The sequence below is a fragment of the Halanaerobium sp. DL-01 genome (assembly GCF_003338615.1).
In the GTDB taxonomy this organism is placed as follows: Bacteria; Bacillota; Halanaerobiia; order Halanaerobiales; family Halanaerobiaceae; genus QPJE01.
In genome coordinates this window covers 1-17,351 of record NZ_QPJN01000026.1, presented here as the reverse complement: position 1 = coordinate 17,351, position 17,351 = coordinate 1, and the positions used below count along the sequence as shown (strand labels likewise).

The window sequence follows — 17,351 nt, the reverse complement described above, 5'->3', positions numbered from 1 at the left end:
TGTTAAATCATCCTTTAATAATTCATATTAATTTATTTTCACTAATAATTTTAATTTATTTTCATTAATAATTTTATCACAATAAAACTGATCTGGCAAAACTCAACCGCAAAACTGTCAGGTTTCAGCATCAAAAATATCAATATCAGCCAGTCCTTCTGCAGTCATTTGTTTTACAGATTAAACTTCTTTTAAACCAGCAATATCATCTATGCCCAAACCTGGTTTTTCCGGCAGTCTAATTATCGGCCCATCGATTTCTATACCACCCTGAACAGGATCTTCAGCCAGGAGGCTTGGTGCATCCAGATCAAATCTGGTAATATTTTTGTGTGCTGCACCCAGATGAGCTGCCGCAGTGACAGAAATTTTGCTTTCCAGCATACTCCCAACCATACATTCCACTCCCCAGGCTTCAGCAGTGGAATTAATCTGATCTGCATTATATATTCCACCTGATTTCATTAATTTAATATTAAGCAGATCACATGCCTTCATTTTTAAAAGCAGAAATGCATTGGCAGGACTAAACAGACTTTCATCTGCCATTATTTTTGTCATCACATTTTCGGTCACAAATTTTAGGCCTTCCAGATCTCCCGCGGGAACCGGCTGTTCTACCAGCTCCAGATTAAGCCCCAGCTCTTCCATCTCTTTTATAAGGCCAACTGCTTCTTTAGCTTCCCAGCCCTGATTTGCATCCAGCCTGATAGCTATATCTGGACCTACTGCTTCACGTACAGCTTTAACTCTTTCCAGATCTTTATCCCGCCCCTTACCAACTTTAATTTTTAGTGTTTTATAACCTTCTTTAACAGCTTTAACTGCATCTTCTGCCATCTCATCTGCTTTATTGACACTAACTGTGAGGTCAGTCATTATTTGACTGCCGTTTCCACCCAGCAGTCTAAAAAGAGGTATGTTATATCTGTGGGCAAAAAGGTCATATAAAGCTATATCAACAGCCGCTTTTGCACTTGAGTTTCCAACTGCTGCCCTGTCAACGATATGGAGCAGTTTTTCCAGGTTTTCTATCTCCTCACCAATAAGCTTGGGAGCTATTTTTTCTCTAATTATCCCCCTAATACCGGGATTGATATCACCTGTTATCACTGCTGTAGGAGGTGCTTCTCCAAATCCTAAAAGCCCTTTTTCCCCTTCAATGATTACCACCGTATCTTCAGCAGAATCTACTGCGCGGAGGGCTGTCTTAAACGGTTTTTTTAAAGGTACACTAAGGTGAAACATTCTCAGATTTTTAATCTTCATACTCTTCCTCCTCAAAAATTTTAATAAAACTTTCTGGCAGAAGTAAAATAATCCAAATATTTTTTCCCCTTCTTCTGCATCATTTCCTGCTCCAAATCACATATAAATACAGAATGGACAGACATATTACGGTATTTACCTCCTGCAGTTTTAACAGCATAACCTGCACCAGAGTGAATTATAAAATGGCTGCCGTCATCTTCTCCAAGGTATATAACTACATGACCTGGCATATAAATAACATCGCCAGGCTGAATAAGCTGCAGAATTTCTTTTCTTGCTGCAAGATTTCCATTAAATACAATCTTTCTTCCGGCTGCATATTCTTCCTGTATTCCTGCATCACGGGGCAGGTTAATTCCAAAACTGCGGTAAATATCCATAACAAATCGCGAACAGTCTCTGCGGTTAAACATACCTCCCCATCCATAGCGTTCACCCAGCATTTTAAAAGCCTGATGTAAAATACCCGCTCGTGTATAGGGAAGCAAATTCTCTTTCACCCCGGATGAATAAGCTATAAGGGCTTTCTTAAAATTTAATCCTCCCTTTTTATCTCTTTTCGGCAGCAGCACTGCATAACTCCCAGTATCTGACTGTGAATGAAGATTCCCAGCCAGCAGTGTTTGGCCGTCTTCGTGCTCAGCCAATCTTATTTTATCACCCATTTGAAACTCTATCTGTTCACTATTTTCAGCAAAAGGATCCGGCTCTGTAATTATTCTGCTGTCTGCTGTAATAAGATATGGTCTCTGTAAATATTGCTCAACAACCGCAGCATTTTCTGCAGCAGCTGTATCTTTTTTCTTTATCCAGCCAGAATGAATTCCTGTCTGCACATAATACCATCTTTTATCACGGCTTCCGTGCAAAATAACTGCTGGTTCAGCCGGAGAAATCGCTGTAAGCTGCATCATATCAACATCTGTATATTCCGGACTGTGGGCAAAAACAGTATCTGTGGGAAAAGCCCTGATAGAACTGCGCCTTACAGTTAAACCATATTTTAAATTGTCAGGTTTTATCTGTTCTAAATCAGTATTAATTATAATTTCTTCTTTTTCAGCATCTGTAATACGTATTCCTTTTTTATTGAAAAAATCACCCACTGGAAAATTTTCTGCAGCAGAGAAAAGATTAAATTTTTCCTTTATTTCCCTCAGAATTAATTTTTCAGGCATTTTTTCAAAAATTTGATACTGATCTTCTTTTTGAAAAGTCTTCATTTTCTGGTATGTTTCACTATTTAAAGTTGAAATATCATTATTTTTAAGCAGCAGAGAATCAGGTTTGGATATTTTTTTAATCCAAAACTCATCATTATAATATTGTTTTTTTACTTTTGGAGGCAGTAATTTCTGCATAAAAACACCCTCAATTTAATAATTTTCTGGCACAATATCTCTACTAATTAGATCAGCATAGCTTTCTCGCTTTATAATTAAATTATCTTTATCTCCATTAATAAGTACAACAGCAGGTCTGGGAATACCATTATAATTGCTGGACATTGAATAAGTATATGCACCAGTTGCAGGTACTGCCACTATATCACCACTCTCTACCGGGTGAATTCTGGCATCTTCTATCACAATATCACCACTTTCACAGCATTTTCCTGCAATTGTAATAGTCTCTTTTTCCTCACTGTCCGACTTCCCATCAACATGAGCCTCATAAGCTGCTTCATACAGAGCAGGTCTAATATTGTCGGTCATTCCTCCATCAACAGAAATATATTTTTTCCCACTTGGGGTTTTTTTGCTGTAGCCAGCCCTGTAAAGAGTAATTCCAGCCGGGCCAGCAATTGACCTCCCCGGCTCCATAATTATTTCAGGAAGAGGATAATCGAACTTTTTAGCTTCTTCTTTAACTATAGCTGCAAGCTGTGAAATTAAGTCAGAAATCGATACATTTAAATTCCCCATTGTGTCTATACCAACACCACCACCTAAATCCAGCACTTCATAAATCAAGCCAAGTTTATCCCTTATCCTATCAAAAAACAAAAACACTTTTCTGATAAGCTCACTATAGCTGTCACCATTTTTAATCTGAGAACCAATATGAGCATGAAATCCCCTGATATTAACAAATTCATCATCAGCCATCTTTTCCAGAATATCAAATATCCTGTCAGATTTTAGACTAATTCCAAATTTGCTGTCTTCACTACCTGTTTTTATATATTTATGTGTATCAACATCTATTCCAGGTGCAATTCTAATTAAAGCATCAACCCTTTTCCCGAACTCTGCTGCTTTTTTCCGCAGTTCATCAATTTCTTCCTCATTGTCGATAACAAAAAGACCGATACCTGCTTTTACACCCATTTCCAGCTCCTGAGGCAGTTTATTATTACCGTGAAAAATCATTTTATCTGCTGGAAAACCAGCTTTAAGAGCAGTGTATATTTCACCACCTGAAACAACATCAAGACCAAGTCCTTCTTCATCTGCTATTCTGCATATAGTCCGTGATAAAAACGCCTTGCCTGCATAAACAGCTCTCCCCTGTGGATAATATTTTTCAAATCCACTAACATACTGCTGCATAATATTTCTGATTACCTGTTCATTATAAACTAAAAGTGGTGTTCCATATTTTTCGGCAAGTTCTGAAGCCTTAAATTGTCCGATTAAAATTTCGCCTTTTTTATTTTTTTGTATACCTATCTTTATATCTGTTTTAACAGCCATATCTTTCCTCCCAAACTTCTCTCTGTCCACACTCTTATTTATTTTATACTAAAAACATTCCAAGCACTGATAATTTTTAAGTTAGTTATATTATAATTTATTCATTAAAACCGTCAAAAAAACTACCTTCTGTCATATATTTACCTAATGCCATATATTTAACTGGAAAGATGCACAGATTTTAAAATATCCTCACATATCTTATGTGTCTTTAAATCAGCTTCAAGATTCTCTTCTTTTATTGACCCTTCTTTTACCATCTGTAAAAACTTTTTGACCATATCTACAAACCCTCTATTATATTCCATCCTATTCCAGCCAGATACATTCTTAACATGCTCTCCGTTATTTTTAAATTCAGTAATCTCGGTTAAATTTTTAACCTTTTTCTTTCTTCCTGAACCTATAATTTCCAGTTCTTCCTCTGTAACAGCATTATCTCTATTCATAATTCCAACTGCAGTGTTTTCTCCACTCTTTAAAGTTAAAATTATACGAATAAGATTATTTTCCCTTAAAACAGCATCTACATACATATTTTCTACTTTCGTGTCCAGCATATACCTCAGTGTATCAACAACATGGATAAAATCATCAAAAATTATATTCCGAGGAGAATCAGGTAGAAATTTTCTATTTTTTTCCATAATAATTATTTTAGGACCTTTTATATCACTTAATTCCTTATAAGTAGGAACATAGCGGCGATTAAAGCCCGTCATAAAAACAAGACTTTTTTTTCGGGCAAGTTCTACCATTGCTTCAACTTCTTTATAAGAATATGCAGCCGGTTTATCCACATAAGTATGAATCCCACTATTCAGCAGTTTTTTAGTGATTTCATAATGTGCTTCTGTAGCTGTGTGGACAAATGCAGCTTCAATATCAAGTTCGAGAAGTTCTTCAACAGATTCAACTTTTCTATCAACATGATATTTGTCACTCAATTTATGCAGTACACTTCTTGTTCTTGTACAAAAAACAGGATCTACATCTGTCATAGAAGTTATTATTGGAAGATATGCTTTTTGAGCTATATCTCCGAGACCAATTACTCCTACCTTCAAATTAATCACTCCTCCGATAATTTTAAATATTATATATCCTTTCAGCATTTTCAGTTGTTATTTTAGCAAGTTCCATTTCTCTAATTCTTCTTACTACTGAAGCTTTTTTAAGAACATATTCCACATAAGCAGGTTCGTTTCTTTTACCTCTAAATGGTGTTGGGGTCAAATATGGAGCATCTGTTTCAAATAATATTCTATTTAAAGGCACTTTTTTAAAAGCTTCTCTAACTGCATCTGTATTTCGAAAAGTTAACAACCCACCAAATGCAATATAAAAATCACGCTCAATTAAGCTATCTACATAACTTTCATCATATGCATAACAGTGAAAAATTACTCCTTTTGGAAAAGGAGATGCTTTATCCATAATTTTGAGAGTTTCCTCTTCTGCAGAGCGGGAATGTATTACCACAGGCAGATTTAAATCTTTAGCCAAAAGCAGCTGTTTTAAAAAAACATCCTGCTGAATATCTCGCGGCGAATTATCATAATAAAAATCCAGACCAATCTCTCCAAAAGCTGCAGTATTTTTATTTTGGCTCAATTCAGCAATTTTATTTAAAATATCATCAGATACTGTATCTGCTTCATGTGGGTGTACTCCCACTGCTGCATATATATTATCATATTTTTCTGCAAGTTCCACAGATTTTCTGCTTGACTGCAGATCTGCCCCAATATTAACTATTTTGTTTACTCCTTTTTCTGCTGCTCTTTGAATAACTTGATCCCTTTCACCATCAAAATCTTCGCAGTCAAGATGAGCATGTGTATCTATTAAGTGCAATTTTTTTCCCCCTTTAAGGCTCATATAAATCAAAAATAATAAATATCTTAAAATATCTTTAAAATATATTATAACACACTCTAAAAATATTAAAAGTTAAATTGTTATAAGAAGTTCATCTAAAATTATTTTTAGAGCTGCAAAAAAATTTAGTCGTAATTAAAATTTTTAGATTTATCTAAAAAGCAGCTGTGGTTCAAAAAAGTTTATTCAGCAGGAGATTTACTATTTTATTTTTATAGAATAATTTTCTGTGCTATAATGTTGAGTGTAAACAAAAAAATCTAAATTATCTTAACTTATATTATATATAGAGGTGAAAAAAATGTCGAGAAAAGTTTATCTTGATAATTCGGCTACAACAGCAGCTGATGATGAGGTAGTAAAGGCTGTTACTTCAATGCTGACAGAAAATTACGGCAATCCATCTTCTGCCCACCGACTGGGACTTAAAGCAGAAAAAATTGTAGAAAAAGCCAGAAAGGAGCTGGCAGATTACCTCCAGGTAAATAAAAAAGAAATAATATTTACTTCAGGTGGTACAGAAAGCAATAACCTGGCAGTTCAGGGAATTACAAAAAGCTACCACAGCAGGGGCAGCAAAATTATAACAACCGAAATTGAACATCCTTCAGTAAGAAATATTTTTCTGGCCCTGGAAAAAGAAGGCTGGGATGTTATATGGCTTAAGTCTGACCAAAAGGGATATATAGATATTGAACAGCTTAAAAATTCACTTGATAAAAAAACTGTTCTGGTAAGCATCATGCAGGTCAATAATGAACTTGGTTCTGTACAAAATATTGAAGAAATAGGAAAGATAATAAAAAAAATAAATCCTCTCTGTTTTTTCCATGTTGATGGAATCCAGGGATTTGGTAAAGTCTTTACAGATTTAAAAAAATCCAGCGTGGATCTCTACAGTATTAGTGGACATAAATTTCATGCACCAAAAGGTATTGGCGCTTTATATATTAGAGAAAATATTGAATTACAGCCGCTATTTTTTGGAGGAGGGCAGGAAAATGATATCCGCCCTGGGACTGAAAATACTCCGGGAATTGCTGGTTTAATCCCTGCTGTAAAAAAACTCCCTATTTTAAACAGAAATATAAATACTGATCCTGAGCTGAACAGAAAAAGAAATTATCTTTACAAAAGTTTAAGCAAAATGGAAGATGTAGCTATAAATTCGCCAAAACAGGGAGCACCACATATTTTAAATTTTTCTGTACCAGGTATCAAAGGTGAGACTCTGCTGCATGCACTTGAAGCTGAAGGTGTTTTTCTTTCTACCGGTTCTGCCTGCAGTTCTAAAAGTAAGGAAAATAAAGTTTTAAAAGCTGTAGGCCTCAGCAGTGAAAAAAGAGATAGTGCACTCCGAATAAGCCTAAACAAAAATATAAGCAGAGATGATCTGGATTATACTTTAGAAGTACTGAAAAGTCAGATAGACTTTCTAAAAATTTTTTAGAAATATTGAAAATAAGGTATTTCCGCGAAATTACTTTTGGTTACAAAAAATAAATTGGTTCTCCCACAAAAAGGTTATCTGCATCTCTAACTCATTTTTAGCAAACACCTTTTTTGTGGACACATCATAAATTTAGTTATAAATGAAATTTTTATAATAATAAATAAAAGCAAAAATATATTGAGGTGAAAAAGTTGTACGATGTTTTAATTATACGTTATGGTGAAATAGGTTTAAAAGGACAGAACAAAAACAGTTTTATCGGTCAGCTTATCAAAAACATAGATAATGCTGTCACAGATCTGGGAGATTTTGAAATCACAACAGTTTATGGGAGAATATACCTCCATGTGGATGGTAAAAATTTAGAAAAAGCAGCAAAAAGGCTGACAAATGTACCGGGTATTGTTTCCATAAGTCCGGCTGTTACTGTAAAGTTCGACTTTGAATCTCTCAAAAAAAATGCTCTTAAGCTGTTTAAAAAAGAAGTGCAGGATTATCCCACCACTTTTAAGGTTAATACCAGAAGAGCTGACAAAAGTTTCCCTCTCAAAAGTCCAGAAATAAATAGTGAGATAGGTGCCTGGATACTGCGGAATATAGATAGTCCGGAAAGAGAATTAAATGTTGATGTTCACAACCCTGAACACATGCTGGAAGTGGAAATAAGGCGAGGAAAAATCTATATTTTCATTAAGCGCTTTGCTGGCCCGGGTGGACTTCCTGTTAAATCATCTGGAAAAGCTCTGCTTCTTCTTTCGGGGGGTATTGACAGTCCGGCGGCCGGCTGGCTTGGCCTTAAACGGGGATTAAGTATAGATGCAGTATATTTTCATTCTTTTCCTTATACAGGAGATAGAGCAAAAGAAAAAGTTGTTGACCTCAGCCGGGTCCTCAGCCGTTATGGTGGAAATATAAAACTTCATATCGCATATTTTACAGAAATACAGCAGGAAATTGCCAAAAACTGCCCAGAAAGATATACAGTTACAATTATGAGGCGAATGATGTTCAGAATAGCCAATAAAATAGCAGCACAAAATAATGACCTTGCACTCATAACTGGAGAAAGCCTGGGCCAGGTCGCAAGTCAGACCTTAGAAGGTATTGCTTCTTCCGATGATGCAGCAGAACTACCTGTTCTGAGGCCGCTGATTACAATGGACAAAAATGAAATTGTCGATATCTCCAAAAAAATAGACTGTTATGATATTTCAATTAGGCCTTTTGAAGACTGCTGTACAGTTTTTGTACCTGATAATCCTGTTACCAAACCCAAATTAGACAAAGTAAGAGCAGCTGAAAACAGTCTCGATATTGATAAACTGCTGGCTAATGCACTGGAAAAAACCGAGGTTATGCAGATCAATCAAAAGCCGGAATAATTAGAAGCCTGATTTTTCTGTTTTATCCTATCTATCAGGACTTTGGGATCATTTTCTTTTAGCTCAGGTATCAAAAGTCCCATTATCTGATATAAGTAGAGAAATTCATCCATTAAATTTTCCTGCTGTTCAGGCTTTATGGTGCCGATTTCTTCCATAAAGTTTTCTGCTTTATCATTAATTCTGCACAATGATTTTAAAATTTCATCAGCTTTATCTTTTTTAGTTTTCTTTTTTTCTTCTGCAGTTAATTTAACATTTGACTTGGCTCTTTTTAAAAGTACAGCAGCAACAGCTTCTTTCATCGGCATATGCAGATATTTGTAAAATATATCCAGCACATTTTGTGTTTCCCTTCTGCTCAGATTATATTTTATTACAGCATCTAACAGCTGATCTATCTTACTGGGATCACCTGTTTTTGAAGCCAGAGCCTGGGCCAGACTGATGTGTGACAGAGAAATAGGAGAATCTTCCTTAAGCACTTCCTGCTGATATTTTTTCTTTACAGAAAGAATATTCAGCCACAGCATCAGAGTAGTACGCGGTACTCCAATCTTTTCTGCAGCTTCTTTTTTGCTGAGATTATTTTCATCTATAAATTTCTGAATAGAAACCGCTCTTTCCAGTGGGTTTAAGTCCTCCCTCTGCAGATTTTCTATCAGCTGAATCTGCCTGAACTTTTTAGAAGTAAGATCTTCTTCCAAAATAACAGCTGCTATTACATCTTTTCCATCCTTTGCAATAGCTCTCAACCTTCTCTCTCCAGCTATTAAAATATATTTATCACCCTTTTGCTGTACCACTATCGGCTGCAGCTGGCCTACTTCAGCAATTGATTTTGCCAGTTCTTCAATTTTTCTTTCAGAAAAATCACTTCTTACCTGTTCAGGATAAGTCTCTATATTTTCAATTTTTATTTTTTTGTATTTCATTTTATAAGCCCCCCTGTTGATTTCAAAACTTAATTAACGTATTATATAGTTACACTGGGAAAGTCTTAATTAGCAATTTTTAAATTTACAATCCCTTTTATGACAAAAGTGTCAAATTATTAAATGCCCAAAATTGACTTTTCGCAGTGCAATCATAATATTATTATAAAAGGAGTACAGATATGTCTGATATAAATATTTTAACAGAAAATATGAAAAAAATAAACTCTCTAAAAATAGAGAAAAATAAGATGCTTGCACCATATACCAGCTTTAAAGTTGGTGGTCCGGCAGATCTTTTTGTGGAAGCTGAAACTGTCAAATCACTGCAGAAAGCACTTCCTTTGATTGTAAAATCCGGTCTTCCCTATTTTGTACTGGGCAAAGGCAGCAACCTCATTACCTCTGATAAAGGTTATAGGGGGATCATCATCTATACAGGAAGCCTCAGAAATTATACTGTTGAGGACAATACAGTAAAAGCAGAATCCGGTCTTCTTCTTTCTGAACTGGCTGATATCTGCTGTAAAGCTTCATTAAGCGGACTTGAGTTTGCCAGCGGCATACCCGGTTCTCTGGGAGGAGCTGTTTATATGAATGCCGGTGCATATGGAAGAGAAATGAAAGATGTTATAAAAAAAGCAGAACTTCTCCAGCAGAATGGAGAAATAATTGAACTTTCCAGGCAAGAACTGCAGCTTGATTACAGAAGCAGTATACTTCAGTCTAAAAATTATATTATAACCTCAGCAACCCTGGAACTGGAAAGTGGGGATAAAGAAAAAATACAAAAACAAATAGATAAACTGCATGCTAAACGCTGGAGCAAACAGCCAATGGAGCAGCCGAGTGCAGGCAGTATCTTTAAGCGGCCGCCGGGACACTATACTGGCCCACTTATAGAAAAAGCAGGTATGAAGGGTTATCAGATCGGTGGGGCCCAGGTTTCTACAAAACATGCAGGTTTTATTGTAAATAAAGGTAATGCCACATCTGATGATATAATCAATTTGATAGAAAAGGTTAAAGAAGAAGTATATAAAATAAGCGGAGTCAGACTTGAAGTCGAACCCCGCTTATTAGGCAAATTTTAATATTAATTTGAATCAATCAGCTCTTCCTTTTCTCTGCGGGAGAGCTGTTTTATTTTATATTCTTTTTTCTGGGCACTGCTGCGGGAACCAAAAGACTCTTTATAGCGGAGCTCTACCGGATATCTTCCTCTAGTATATTTTGCTCCTTCCCCACTGTTGTGTTCTTCAAGCCGCCTCTCCACATCAGTGGTGTAGCCTGTGTAAAAAGTTCCATCTCTGCATTCTACTATATAGACAAAATGTTTTTCTTTATTTATATCTTTTGGCATATTCTGTTAGGTCTTTAAAATGCTGCTTTTCTTCTCCAATTAAAGTCTTTATGGCATCAATTGTTTTCCCCTCATTATAGTCACACATTTCTCTATAAAAAAGAATAGAATCTTTTTCCGCCTGTATGGCAAGCTTTAAAGCCTTTTCTACACTGTGCAGTGCCTGCTTGGAATCTTCACTATCCGCCTCAGGGAAAACAGATAAATCTACCAAATATTTAAAATAGGCACTTACTTCTTCATCATAAAGATATTCTGCCTCATCCTGATTTTCCTTCAGCTGTTCAGCCAGATTACTAAATCGTTCATAATGGTCCTGTTCATCTGAAGCCAGCTTTCTAAAAAATTCTGCCAGCTCTTTATTTTCCGTTCCCTCAGCATATTTGAGGTAAAATTTCTTACCCCTTATTTCAATATCTTTTGCCATTTCGAATACTTCTAAAGCACTAAATCTTTCTTTCATTAAAATTACACCCCTCTCAATAACTATAAAATAAATTTATATTCATTATATAATAATTACTACATTAAATTCAATTTCCCTTTTAATAATTGAGGATTTATTTTTATACTTCACAGGATATATCAAAGTGACTCTCTTATACATATATCTGTTCAATAAAAATAGTTCTAAAAGTTTTATTTTTTATCCTGCTAAAAAACAAAAGGTAATTTGTATAATTAAATTCTGTTTTCAACTGTGATATAATATATTATACAAATATTTTATATTCATTTTTGTTTATTTTAAATTCTAAGAATCAAACAGCTTAACCAACTTCACAGATAGTATTCCATATTTAATATATTTGAACAACTATAATGCTGTTTGCATATTTTAAAATTAGTTTATATACTTAATGTTTAGTACTTATATCATATTTTAATTACTTATTTTAAAAATTAATTCTTTTAAAAGTCAGCTTATTTAAGCAGAGATTATTAAGGAGGTTTTTTTATTGGAAGAATCAAATAAGACAGTCATTAAACGTGATGGACGAGAAGTAGACTATATAAGGGATAAGATCACAAATGCCATCTATCGTGCTGTGATAGAATCAGGTGAAAATGCAGAAAAAAAAGACGCAGAAAAGGTCTCGGCAAAAGTGGAAAATATCTTAAACAAAGACTTTTATGCAGAAGGTAGGGTGCCTAAGGTTGAAGAGATTCAGGATTTAGTTGAAGAAGAACTGATGAAATCAGGCTATACCTCTACTGCAAAAACATATATAATCTACAGAAGTAAAAGGCAGAAATCAAGAAAGAAAAGAAAAAGTGAAGAAAATGATCTTTTGTCTCAGGAATTTTTAAGCAAATATAAACACCAGCCAAATCCATTTCCAACAGAGCTGGGGGAATTTATTTATTACAGAACTTATTCTCGCTGGCTGGAAGAAGAACAGCGCCGGGAATACTGGTGGGAAACAGTAAAAAGAGCTGTGGAATATAACTGCTCACTTGCACAGACCACCAGAAAAGAAGCAGAAAAACTTTATGATAATGTATATAATCTGCGGAACTTTTTAGCTGGACGTACACTTTGGACAGCTTCTACAGAATCATCTAAAAAATATGGAATGAGCAATTACAACTGCTCATTTACTGTAATTGACAGCTTCAAAGCCTACCAGGACCTTTTTTATCTGTTGATGATCGGATCAGGTGTCGGCTTTCGGGTACTTCCCCGTGATGTTGAAAAACTGCCAAAAATAAGGACAGATGTAGAAGTAATCCACAAATATTATGAACCTGCAGCAAAAGAAGAAAGAAGAGAATATACCAATTTTGAGTTTAATGAAGAAGATGTGGTAAAAATCAATGTAGGTGATAGTAAAGAAGGCTGGATACAGTCATTAGAATATTATTTTAAGTTTCTAGTTGACCATGCCTTTAGGCCCTTAAAAAGCATAATCTTCAATTATGATTCTGTTCGCCCTAAAGGAGAAAAGCTGAAAACATTTGGTGGAACAGCTTCCGGTCACCAGAGTTTAAAGAGGATGTTTACAAAAATAGATAAGCTGCTCAACCAGAAACCGGACAGAGATAAAGACAGCTTAAACAGAGTTAAACTAAAGCCGATAGATGCTATGGATATTGCCAATATAATTGCAGAAAATGTAGTTTCCGGTGGAGTAAGAAGATCATCTCAAATATGTCTTTTCAGCCGAGATGACAAAGAAATAGCCCAGGCAAAAAGCAGCCTTTATGTAAAAGAAAATGATGAGTGGGTAATAAACCCGGAAATATCACACAGACAGATGAGCAACAACAGCATCTTCTATGAGAAAAAACCTGACAGAGAACAGCTAAAATGGCATATCAAACAGATGCGCTACAGTGGAGAACCTGGTTTTATAAATGCTGTAGAGGCCAGCAGGCGCAGAGAAAACTTCAAAGGTGTAAATCCCTGTGCAGAAATACTGCTTGATTCTAGAGGTGTCTGCAACCTTACATCGCTCAATGTAATGTCATTTGTTGATAAAGAAGGTAATCTGGACAAAAAAACAATGTTTGAAGCACAAAAGCTCTCAGCACGTGCCGGATATAGAATGGCTTTAATAGAATTTGAACTACCGGAATGGGATCAGATTAATAAAAGGGACAGATTGATAGGAACTTCCCTTACTGGATGGCAGGATATGAAAAACGCTGCCGGGCTTTCTAAAGAACAGGAAGCAGAACTGCTGTTAGAACTCCGGGAAACAGCACATCAGGCTGCAGCAGAAATAGCCAAAGAAGTTGGAGATAATGAACCACTGCTGGTAACTACAGTTAAACCGGAAGGAACACAGACACAGATGCCTACCGTCTCCAGTGGACTTCATTATTCCCACAGCCCATATTATATAAGAAGGGTGCGCATATCAGCCTCAGATCCACTGGCCAGAGTATGTGAGGAACTTGATTACCCTATTCATCCAGAAGTAGGGCACAATCCAGATGACCCAGAAACCCTGGTAATTGAGTTTCCAGTTAAAGCACCTGAAGGAAAAGTTAAGGCAGATGTTGATGCCATCGAACAGCTGGAAACATACAAAATGTTTATGGAAAACTATGTTGACCACAATGCATCTATAACAGTCCATGTTAAAGATAATGAATGGGGTGATGTAGAAGAATGGCTCTGGAACAACTGGGACAGTACTGTTGGAATATCATTCTTATCCTACAGCGACAATTTTTACGACCTAATGCCATATGAAGAGATAACCGAAGAAGAATATAATAAAAGGGAAGCAGATATGAAGAGATTCAACCCTTCCCTGGTCTCCAAATATGAAAGTGAATTTATGGAAAGAAAACTGGATGAAGCCGACTGTGACACAGGGGCCTGTCCGGTTAGATAAATATTAATAAACCTGTCTTTAATATCTTTAAGAAGTTTCCGAAAATTACTGTTAGAAATGCAGAAAGACCTGCCATTTAAAATGGTGGGTCTTTTTCTATAGAAAAATCTTTTTCAATTAAAAAAAAGAACCCCGGCAAAACCGGGGTCCATTAGAAATGATGAGAAATTTATATTCTCAACTTATTATCTGTCTGTTTAGAAACTAACTGATAGAGATGTTGTGATAAAGCTGCCATCGATATCAACTTTATCATGAGAATCTCTAATTGGGCCATCCACATCTTCTAACTGATCAACATCACCGGTAATATACATTACATCTGTAACCCAGTCGATGTTTTCAGCCAGCTTATAGTCTACACCAGCTTTAAGATAGGTATATTCCATATCGCGATCCCAGACATCTTCGTTGTCATATAAGTCTGCCTGTTTGTTGACAACTTCTGCTCTTAAATTGGTCTTTTCACTCCAGTCATAAACTGTACCTAAAGCAACAACTGTTGCATCATCATCAATTTCATCTGTATAATAATCGTTTTTGATAAATTCTACAGATGCATGGTTGGTGAATTTGCCGTAAAGATTTTTCCAGCCGAGCTTATATGAAGTTTTATCTTCATCTGCTTTATCTGCAACACTAAAAGCGTTCATAACATCGTCACTCAAAGAAGCACTATCAAATTTAACCATAGCTGCATCAAAGAGAATACTGTTGTTGTCATTTACAACATATGTTGTACCTAACTCATATTTATCATAATCATAGTCTTCTTCAAGATCAGCTTCAGATCTGCTTGAAACATATCCGTATTTAGCTCCACCATTGAATTCTTCACCAACTACTTCTGCTCCACCTCTGAAGCTCCACTTGTCATTAAATAGATAATCAGCATTAACTCTGAACATTGTATCATCTGTATCTGCTTCTTCTACCTGGTTATATACAACTTCACCATTAACAGTCAGAGCATCAGTGATATCTGATTGAACTTCTACAGCTACATTAGTAACTGTTTCATTACCGGTTACATAATTACCATCGTTATCTTCAAAATATCCATCAAATCTACCATTATACACTTTACCGGTTACTTTGCTATTGTTAAATACTTTAGATGCTGTTACACCATAGTATTCGTCTCCACTTCTATCACCCTCATCAGCACCATCATCATAGCCAAATGCAAATGCATTTACATCAAAGCCGTAGAATGGAGCTGAAAGTGTTAGACCTTCCATATCTTCATCATCAAAGAAATACTGTTCAACTGTATAATCATCATTGTCTCCAGCTGTAAATACATAACCACCTTTTTCGACAGTCAGTAAAGCTGTATCCATTACAAAATCCTGATCGTCACCCTGTTCACCTAAAACATGCTCCTCATAATCACCATAGTAAATGCTGTCATAATCTCTAAAGCCATTTGTAACGGTATCTACTACTAAATCGAAGTTAACATCTTTATAACTTCCATTTACACCAAAATCGATTTCCTGCCACAGTGCCTCTTCAGCAGGGAAATCATCATAGTCTCCACCACCATTGTCGGCTGTTGGTAGATCAAGATCCATTGCATCTCCATCAGCCAGTGCTTCAGCTGTTGCATTCTTTTCGTACTGTTCATCTCCATAGTCACCTACCTGTGCAAATGTTGCTACAGTACCTGTAAATTCAACATGATCTTTAGGCATATCTGCTTCTAAAGCATTTACTTTAGCTTCTAATTTGTCAACATCTTTACCTAATGCATCAATATCTGCACCGAGAACTTTAAGTTCTGCTTTGTATTCAAAGGTAAGAGATTCTACCATATCTGCTACTTCTTCTGCCTGAGCATCACTAAGTTCTTCATTGGTGTTCTTTTCCATTAAGGCTTTAACAATTGCTGTTACATCCTGAGCCTGTGCAGTAGTAAGTCCACTGCCCATGTCATCCACTTTTTCTTCCAAAGCGGCACGCTCTGCAGCAATGTTGTCAAGTGCACGGCTTACCATAACAGCCATTTCGTAACGAGTCATTGGCTGTCCACCTCTAAAACTGCCGTCTGGATAACCTGTAATAACACCTGAAGCAACTAATTTGTTAATTGCATCATAAGACCAGTGGTTGCTGGGTACATCAGAAAATGTACTTGCAGAAACACTGAATGCAGCTGTCAGCAGCATAACTGCTACCAATAGCACTGTCAACTTTTTCATAAATATTTTATCCCCTTTCGTTTTTCAATTATTATTTTTGATCTGGAGATAGAATTTCTTAATTTTTTCAGATAAGTTGCCTTGTTTCCTTATCCTTTTATTAGTACTTTTCTCCCAGATCTATCTATGTCGATCTGTCCAAAAAATATTAATACTTCACCATCCCCCCTTCTTTAAATTTTAGGACAGAATGACAAACCTTTTTAAAAAAAACCAGAAGAAAACCTGTGTCCCTAAAATAATCATCCTAGAAAGAACAACAAGGGGTCACAAGCTGTCTTCAGATGTAATTATTTATGAAAAAATTTTCAAGATTTCTTCTGGTTAATTAATTACATAATTATCATATCTAATCATCATTCATAGTTTATCACAATAATTTATACTTTGTCAATAGTTATTAATTTAAAATTAATATTTGTGACAAATAAATACTGTTTTATACTTTATTTTAATCTATAGAATAATATTTTTTAATAAACTTAGCCGACAGTTCAAATTTGGATCCACTGTATTTTAAAAGATTAACATCATTTTCACAGGCTTTTTTTACTGCAATTTTTTCATAGTTCAGCCCTTCAACTACAATAACAGCAGATATATTTGCCAGCAGGGCCACCCCAACTGCCACCAGATCATTCCTTATAGTAAGCCAGATATCATTCCTTTCTGCCCTTTCCATTACATCATGTGGAATTTGACCCTCCTCGGGGCAAGCCCACGAGGATTCCTGCTTCTTAGAAGTGGTAACCCACCATCTCCACAGGCTTAAAATCCTGTTAGCCCAACAGTATATCCTCTAACTTGCCTTTTGTATT

Annotated in this window: 14 protein-coding genes; 4 read left to right on the top strand and 10 right to left on the bottom strand. The window is 35.7% G+C overall.

Annotated features, from left to right (window positions below; genetic code table 11):
- Positions 1–180: 180 nt before the first annotated feature.
- The 5 genes from DER71_RS09055 to DER71_RS09035 all read right to left on the bottom strand — a co-directional run bounded on the left by DER71_RS09055 (position 181) and on the right by DER71_RS09035 (position 5,825).
- Complete coding sequence (locus DER71_RS09055; RefSeq protein ID WP_114474577.1) at positions 181–1,269, bottom strand: mandelate racemase/muconate lactonizing enzyme family protein; 1,089 nt, start codon at positions 1,267–1,269, stop codon at positions 181–183.
- 20 nt (positions 1,270–1,289) lie between these two features.
- On the bottom strand, positions 1,290–2,633 hold the full coding sequence (locus tag DER71_RS09050; RefSeq protein ID WP_114474576.1) for an NlpC/P60 family protein: 1,344 nt from the start codon (positions 2,631–2,633) through the stop codon (positions 1,290–1,292).
- Between the two features lie 15 nt (positions 2,634–2,648).
- Positions 2,649–3,968, bottom strand: coding sequence for a diaminopimelate decarboxylase (gene lysA / locus DER71_RS09045; protein WP_114457438.1), 1,320 nt, complete (start codon positions 3,966–3,968; stop codon positions 2,649–2,651).
- 158 nt (positions 3,969–4,126) lie between these two features.
- Entirely contained in the window at positions 4,127–5,035 is a 909-nt protein-coding gene (locus DER71_RS09040; protein WP_114457437.1) for a Gfo/Idh/MocA family protein, read from the bottom strand.
- Between the two features lie 22 nt (positions 5,036–5,057).
- Positions 5,058–5,825, bottom strand: a complete 768-nt coding sequence (locus tag DER71_RS09035; RefSeq protein ID WP_114457436.1) for a TatD family hydrolase — start codon at positions 5,823–5,825, stop codon at positions 5,058–5,060.
- Positions 5,826–6,150: 325 nt separating this feature from the next.
- On the opposite strand from DER71_RS09035, the gene DER71_RS09030 reads away from it, so the two are divergent.
- Both DER71_RS09030 and thiI read left to right on the top strand, forming a co-directional pair.
- Positions 6,151–7,299 (top strand): cysteine desulfurase family protein, encoded by a 1,149-nt coding sequence (locus DER71_RS09030; RefSeq protein WP_114474575.1) that lies wholly within the window; start codon positions 6,151–6,153, stop codon positions 7,297–7,299.
- Between the two features lie 194 nt (positions 7,300–7,493).
- Entirely contained in the window at positions 7,494–8,684 is a 1,191-nt protein-coding gene (gene thiI / locus DER71_RS09025; protein ID WP_114457434.1) for a tRNA uracil 4-sulfurtransferase ThiI, read from the top strand.
- Here thiI and DER71_RS09020 read toward each other — a convergent pair.
- On the bottom strand, positions 8,669–9,619 hold the full coding sequence (locus DER71_RS09020) for a ParB/RepB/Spo0J family partition protein (protein ID WP_114474574.1): 951 nt from the start codon (positions 9,617–9,619) through the stop codon (positions 8,669–8,671). The two genes, thiI and DER71_RS09020, sit on opposite strands and share 16 nt — an antisense overlap.
- A gap of 182 nt (positions 9,620–9,801) precedes the next feature.
- On the opposite strand from DER71_RS09020, the gene murB reads away from it, so the two are divergent.
- The gene (gene murB, locus DER71_RS09015; RefSeq protein WP_114457432.1) at positions 9,802–10,713 is read left to right on the top strand and encodes a UDP-N-acetylmuramate dehydrogenase; all 912 of its coding nucleotides are present in this window, start codon (positions 9,802–9,804) and stop codon (positions 10,711–10,713) included.
- 2 nt (positions 10,714–10,715) lie between these two features.
- Here murB and DER71_RS09010 read toward each other — a convergent pair whose 3' ends face one another.
- Both DER71_RS09010 and DER71_RS09005 read right to left on the bottom strand, forming a co-directional pair.
- A complete protein-coding gene (locus DER71_RS09010; RefSeq protein WP_114457431.1) occupies positions 10,716–10,982 on the bottom strand; it encodes a GIY-YIG nuclease family protein in 267 nt (88 codons plus the stop codon).
- On the bottom strand, positions 10,963–11,445 hold the full coding sequence (locus tag DER71_RS09005) for a ferritin family protein (protein WP_114457430.1): 483 nt from the start codon (positions 11,443–11,445) through the stop codon (positions 10,963–10,965). The genes DER71_RS09010 and DER71_RS09005 overlap by 20 nt, the downstream gene beginning before the upstream one ends.
- Before the next feature lie 496 nt (positions 11,446–11,941).
- Here DER71_RS09005 and nrdJ point away from each other — a divergent pair, with 496 nt between their 5' ends.
- Positions 11,942–14,329, top strand: coding sequence for a ribonucleoside-triphosphate reductase, adenosylcobalamin-dependent (gene nrdJ / locus DER71_RS09000; protein ID WP_114457429.1), 2,388 nt, complete (start codon positions 11,942–11,944; stop codon positions 14,327–14,329).
- A gap of 197 nt (positions 14,330–14,526) precedes the next feature.
- Here the strand turns inward: nrdJ and DER71_RS08995 are convergent, their stop codons facing one another.
- Both DER71_RS08995 and DER71_RS08990 read right to left on the bottom strand, forming a co-directional pair.
- Positions 14,527–16,533 (bottom strand): S-layer homology domain-containing protein, encoded by a 2,007-nt coding sequence (locus tag DER71_RS08995; protein ID WP_114474573.1) that lies wholly within the window; start codon positions 16,531–16,533, stop codon positions 14,527–14,529.
- Positions 16,534–16,984: 451 nt separating this feature from the next.
- Positions 16,985–17,215, bottom strand: a complete 231-nt coding sequence (locus DER71_RS08990) for a hypothetical protein (RefSeq protein ID WP_114474572.1) — start codon at positions 17,213–17,215, stop codon at positions 16,985–16,987.
- Between the last annotated feature and the right edge of the window lie 136 nt (positions 17,216–17,351).

Bases quoted from the DNA above. Each gene is read 5' to 3' on its own strand.
- DER71_RS09055 (WP_114474577.1), bottom strand. From the start codon at position 1,269: ATGAAGATTAAAAATCTGAGAATGTTTCACCTTAGTGTACCTTTAAAA.
- DER71_RS09050 (WP_114474576.1), bottom strand. From the start codon at position 2,633: ATGCAGAAATTACTGCCTCCAAAAGTAAAAAAACAATATTATAATGAT.
- lysA (WP_114457438.1), bottom strand. From the start codon at position 3,968: ATGGCTGTTAAAACAGATATAAAGATAGGTATACAAAAAAATAAAAAA.
- DER71_RS09030 (WP_114474575.1), top strand. From the start codon at position 6,151: ATGTCGAGAAAAGTTTATCTTGATAATTCGGCTACAACAGCAGCTGAT.
- DER71_RS09020 (WP_114474574.1), bottom strand. From the start codon at position 9,619: ATGAAATACAAAAAAATAAAAATTGAAAATATAGAGACTTATCCTGAA.
- murB (WP_114457432.1), top strand. From the start codon at position 9,802: ATGTCTGATATAAATATTTTAACAGAAAATATGAAAAAAATAAACTCT.
- DER71_RS09010 (WP_114457431.1), bottom strand. From the start codon at position 10,982: ATGCCAAAAGATATAAATAAAGAAAAACATTTTGTCTATATAGTAGAA.
- DER71_RS09005 (WP_114457430.1), bottom strand. From the start codon at position 11,445: ATGAAAGAAAGATTTAGTGCTTTAGAAGTATTCGAAATGGCAAAAGAT.
- DER71_RS08995 (WP_114474573.1), bottom strand. From the start codon at position 16,533: ATGAAAAAGTTGACAGTGCTATTGGTAGCAGTTATGCTGCTGACAGCT.
- DER71_RS08990 (WP_114474572.1), bottom strand. From the start codon at position 17,215: ATGGAAAGGGCAGAAAGGAATGATATCTGGCTTACTATAAGGAATGAT.